Origin of the sequence: Devosia sp., assembly GCF_014860165.1 — a bacterium.
GTDB lineage: Bacteria > Pseudomonadota > Alphaproteobacteria > Rhizobiales > Devosiaceae > Devosia.
In genome coordinates, this window is sequence record NZ_JACZKG010000065.1 from 1 (window position 1) to 3,986 (window position 3,986).

Here is a 3,986-nt window from a genome sequence, read left to right on the forward strand (position 1 = left end):
TCGGGAGCATCTTCGATGTCGTTGATCATGAAGGCGTAAGCCACGGCCAGGATGTTCGCCAGGGTTACCGCCACCAGCCGCCAGTCGAGGAGTACGTTATTCGGTCGAGCTGCCAACAGCGCGCCGAGGATTGTCAGTGGAACGACAAACGGGATGTATTCTTTCCAGCGTGTCAGTTTGATGAGCCCTGCGAATTGTCTTCGCAATGAAGTTCTGTCCAAGTTTTTTACCTCCTTGTGCTCGAAAGATTCACAAAATAAGTGTCAGCTTAGAATAACACGTATTTGCTGCTGGCGTTGCGCCGGGAAAATATCCGTTGCTCGTCCGGATGCTGACAGAGTATCATAGCCCCATGTCGAAAACATGGTCAATCCTCACTCTCGCCGCGCAGTTGTTAGTGGCCTGCAGCACGATGGGTTCCCAACCTGCCACATTGCCATCACTGCCCACCGCGACGACAGTCCGCGTCGTTCAAGCCACGCCATTGCCCACCAGTGAGCGCCAGTTCCAACCGATTCCCACTACGCAAACCGAGGCCGCAGCATTGCAGGGGCAGGGTTGCGCAAGTGAACCCATCGGGCACACCCAACATCTGGTCGACGCGACGGTGAACTACCCGCGGCGTACCGCTCAGGTCAGTCAAATGGTGCGCTATTTCAACACCGACGTTGCCCCGCTAGAGGACATCGTTTTTACTGTGGAGGCCAATCGTTTTCCACAGGTATTTACGCTCGAAGAGGTGACGGTCGATCATGAGCCTGCGCCCGCCTATGAATTGACGGGCCGCCGCATGACGGTCACGCTGCTCGATCCGCTGCCACCGGGGTGTGCCGTCACGCTGGGGCTGCACTTCCGGCTCGATCTGCCCGGCGTTGGCGAGGGCATCATCGGTCACAGTGGTTACTTCGGTTTTACGGCGCGCCAGATCAATCTCGGTCACTGGCTGCCCACGGTTGCCTATCGTGCAAGCGGTGCATGGATCACGCGGGATGTCACGGTCATTGGTGAGCAGGTCGTCAGCGAGATCGCCGATTGGGATGTGACCGTGCACGTGCCGGATTCTCCGGTGGCTCTCAAAATCGCAGCCCCCGGCACGATGAATCGCCCGGCTTCCAATGCGTGGCGCTTTGTGCTGCCGGGCGCGCGTGAATTTGCGCTCAGCATGAGCACACAGTTCGAGACTCGCTCGGTCGAGGCGGCAAATGGGACGACTGTAGAACTTTTTTCGCTCGGCAGCACGCGCATCCAGACGGATCAAGGTCTGGTCGATGCGGCCGATCACTCCGCTGAGGTGGCCGCGCGCAGCCTTGCCATGTACAGCGACCTGTTCTCGCCCTATCCATACGACCGGCTCGTCGTGGTCGAGGGCGACTTCCCGGATGGCATGGAATTCAGCGGCCTCATCTTCGTCGGAGCAGGGTGGTTCGAACAGTGGCCGGGCACGCCGCAGTCCTACCTGACCATCATCACGGCTCACGAAGTCGCTCACCAGTGGTGGTATGCGGGCGTCGGCAGTGATCAGGCGCTCACTCCCTGGCTGGACGAAGCGCTGGCGACCTACAGCGAGTACATCTTCTTTGAGGAATACTATCCCGACCTGCGCGATTGGTGGTGGCAGTTCCGCGTCTACAGCTTCGTGCCGGATACCTTCGTGGCTTCCGAACCCGTCGATGCCACCGTCTACCAGTTCGACAATCTGCGCGCCTACATCAACGCGGTTTATTTGCGTGGCGCGCGTATGCTGCATGATCTGCGCGGTTCATTGGGGACGGATGCTTTCTTCACCTGGCTTGCGGCTTATGCACAGGCCGGCGCTGGCCGGGTCGCCACGCCCGATGATTTCTGGACGCTGCTCAGCGCCGAACAACGCACGCAAATTGCCGCTATCCGCGCCCGCTACTTGAGCGACGACTAGTACATCAGGGCGTAAATAGAGCCGGGAATGAGTAGAATGGGGCCATGTTGATGAAAGAAGGTGGCTCCATGCCCGGACGGAAGCCTGCGAAGATCGAGTTAAGCGAGAAGGTACGCCAAGAGCTAGAAAGACTGGTAGCGCGCCGCACGACCGGACAGCAAAAAGCGCAACGGGCGCGGATCATCTTGAAGGCGGCAGGAGGTAAAAACCATGCCGAGATTGCCAAGGAACTCAAGGTTTCAGTCGATATGGCGGCTTTGTGGCGAGGGCGCTGGTTAGCTCTGGAAGAGATAGGGTTGGATGATTTGAGTGTGGAAGAACGTCTGGAAGACTTACCGCGACCAGGCGCGCCGTCTCGGCTGAGTGCTGACCACCTGTGCCAGATCGAGCAGATGGCCTGCGAAGCGCCGGAGAAGGCTGGACGACCTATCAGCCAATGGACAGGCCGAGAGATTGCCGATGAGATGATGAAACGCGGCCTTGTGGCGTACATTTCGGCACGCCACGCGGCGCGCTTGCTCAAAAAGGGGGTCTCCAACCACACCTGATGCGCTACTATCTGACGCCTGAACCAGACCCACAATCGGACGAGAAGATCGCCGACATCAATCATCTGTATCAAACGGCCCAGGAACGCGTTGAGCGTGGAGAAGCAACCCTGAGTACCGATGAAATGACCGGCGTACAAGCCCTCTCGCGCAAACACCCGGATTTGCCGATGCAGAGCGGACAGGTCGTGCGTCGTGAGTTCGAATACGAACGGCATGGCACGCTCTCGTTCATCGTCAATTTTGACGTGGCCGCTGGACGGGTGGGCCAGCTCTCCTCTGGATCGACCCGCAACGAAGCCGATTTCCTGGCCCATATCCGTCGAACCGTTGAAGCTGACCCCAGCATAGTCCAATGGCACTTTATTGTCGATAATCTCAACACTCACCAGTCCGAGTCGCTCGTGCGTTACGTGGCCGATGAATCCGATCTCGACATCGACTTGGGGGGCAAGGGCAAATCGGGTATCCTCGTCTCGATGGACACCCGCGCGGCGTTTCTGTCCGATCCCACCCACCGGATTGTCTTTCACTACACCCCCAAGCACGCTTCCTGGATGAACCAGATCGAGATTTGGTTCAGCATTCTCTCTCGCAAGCTGCTCAAACGCGGCAACTTTATCTCGGTTGCCGATCTCAAGGCCAAAGTGCTGGCGTTTGTCGACTACTTTAACCGCACCATGGCAAAACCTTTTCGTTGGACTTACCAGGGCAAGGCGCTTGTCGCCTAATGCCGGGTTCTTTTACGCCCTGGTGTACTAGGCTCTATACATATCAAGCACCTGTGTGCCCCGTTCAAGGAGCGTATCCGTAGGCAGTTAACGAATGTCCCTCTCTTGTTTAAGGGATCAAGCAATTCAAGTTAAGGCGGATTAAAGCCCGTTCATTTCTGCGCGTGAGATCGACCACCCTGGAGAATGGCTCGCGCACACCCCACATCCGATTGGCAGTTCAACGTATGCAGGCTAAACTCGGCATCGATGCAAAAGTCAAACAAGAAGGAATCCAGGTGACAGAGTTCCGTCGTGTTGGCGTTTTTGCCCATCCGCTGCGCGCGCAGAGCGCCCCTCTTGCCCGCCAAATTGCGGATTCTCTCGAGGCACGTCAAATCGAAGCCTCGCTGCACACGCAGTGGGATGAGGACAGTGTGCGCGACAAGATCGCCGGGCTTGACGTGGTGATTGCCATCGGTGGCGATGGCGCCATGCTCCGAGCTGCACGAGTGTGCGCTGTCGCCGGCGTACCCGTGCTGGGTCTCAACATGGGCAGGCTGGGCTTTCTCACGGAGATTGCCGATCCTGACGCCTGGGAACCGGCGCTGAATCGTCTACTTGCGGGGAAGTACTGGATCGAGCAGCGGATGATGCTGCACACGCATGTAGAGCGCGGTGGACACTCCATCTGCGAGGCCGAGGCGCTCAACGACGTCGTGCTCAGCCGCTCTGCCATTACACGTATGGTGCAACTCGAAACATACATCGATGGCGGCTGGACGACCACTTACAATGCCGATGCCCTTATCG

The 3,986-nt window shown here is 58.1% G+C and carries 5 protein-coding genes; 4 read left to right on the top strand and 1 reads right to left on the bottom strand.

Annotation, left to right across the window (positions count from 1 at the left end):
* Nucleotides 1–221, bottom strand: a 221-nt coding sequence (locus tag IH615_RS15965; RefSeq protein WP_291363298.1) for a hypothetical protein, incomplete at its 3' end; no start/stop codon positions are given.
* 131 nt (nt 222–352) lie between these two features.
* Between IH615_RS15965 and IH615_RS15970 the strand changes: the two genes are divergently transcribed.
* The 4 genes from IH615_RS15970 to IH615_RS15985 all read left to right on the top strand — a co-directional run.
* Complete coding sequence (locus tag IH615_RS15970) at nt 353–1,915, top strand: M1 family metallopeptidase (RefSeq protein WP_291363300.1); 1,563 nt, start codon at nt 353–355, stop codon at nt 1,913–1,915.
* A 44-nt stretch (nt 1,916–1,959) separates the two neighbouring features.
* Nucleotides 1,960–2,463, top strand: a complete 504-nt coding sequence (locus IH615_RS15975) for a helix-turn-helix domain-containing protein (protein ID WP_291363302.1) — start codon at nt 1,960–1,962, stop codon at nt 2,461–2,463.
* Nucleotides 2,463–3,194, top strand: coding sequence for a transposase (locus IH615_RS15980; protein WP_291363304.1), 732 nt, complete (start codon nt 2,463–2,465; stop codon nt 3,192–3,194). Before IH615_RS15975 ends, IH615_RS15980 begins: the two co-directional genes overlap by 1 nt.
* A 227-nt stretch (nt 3,195–3,421) precedes the next feature.
* Nucleotides 3,422–3,986, top strand: a 565-nt coding sequence (locus IH615_RS15985) for an NAD(+)/NADH kinase (RefSeq protein WP_291363305.1), incomplete at its 3' end; no start/stop codon positions are given.

Coding starts and splice junctions, on each gene's coding strand:
- IH615_RS15970 (WP_291363300.1), top strand. CDS start 353: ATGTCGAAAACATGGTCAATCCTCACTCTCGCCGCGCAGTTGTTAGTG.
- IH615_RS15975 (WP_291363302.1), top strand. CDS start 1,960: ATGTTGATGAAAGAAGGTGGCTCCATGCCCGGACGGAAGCCTGCGAAG.
- IH615_RS15980 (WP_291363304.1), top strand. CDS start 2,463: ATGCGCTACTATCTGACGCCTGAACCAGACCCACAATCGGACGAGAAG.